The following is a 652-nucleotide window of genomic DNA, read 5'->3' as shown; positions in this document are numbered from 1 at the left end:
CAGCTAGCCATACCCTGCTGCTGGAGCCAGTTTGGAAGGAGCAGGACGTGCCGCTGGAGGTCGAAGCACCTGTCTATGACCGCCGTATCATTTTGCTGTGTGAGCCGGACGAAGCTTTATCTGAACGGCTCGAAGCACGAGTGAACGGAGCTGCACAGGTCTTGGCCTTCACATCCGGGAAAAGCCGGTTGGATGAGCGGTTTCAGGCCTATGCAGTGCACGCCTTTGAGAGCATCCAAGGCCTACTCAAAGACAAGCCTGCCGGAAGGGTGCTGGTCCAGCTTGTCGTGGCGGCGGCTGGAGAAGGGCAGCTTTTCTCAGGACTTTCGGGTCTGCTGAAGACCGCCAGGCTGGAAAATCCAAAACTCATCGGCCAATTGATCGAAGTGGAACAGGGAGAATCTGCGGAAAGCTTGCTGGCGAAGCTGGAGGAAAACAGCCGCAGCCCGGTAGATGGATGGATTCGCTATGAAGGCAGTCAACGCAAAACCGCCTGCTGGAGAAAGTTCGAGTTGTCTCGGCCAGAAGAGAAGCTGCCATGGAAAGACGATGGCGTGTATCTCATCACTGGCGGCTCTGGCGGTCTGGGGCTACTTGTTGCAGAAGAGCTGGTTCGGCACACCCGAGCAGCGACCTTAATTCTGACCGGCCG

The 652-nt window shown here is 57.1% G+C and carries 1 protein-coding gene; it reads left to right on the top strand.

Annotated features, from left to right (window positions below; translation table 11 throughout):
- Positions 1–652 (top strand): KR domain-containing protein (locus AC5V8P_RS25915; RefSeq protein ID WP_495474099.1); only part of this gene is annotated, 652 nt, incomplete at both ends.

This window comes from Paenibacillus sp. N119s (assembly GCF_059447605.1).
The sequence above is the reverse complement of the archived record's forward strand: the minus strand, read 5'-3'. Positions and strand labels throughout refer to the sequence as shown.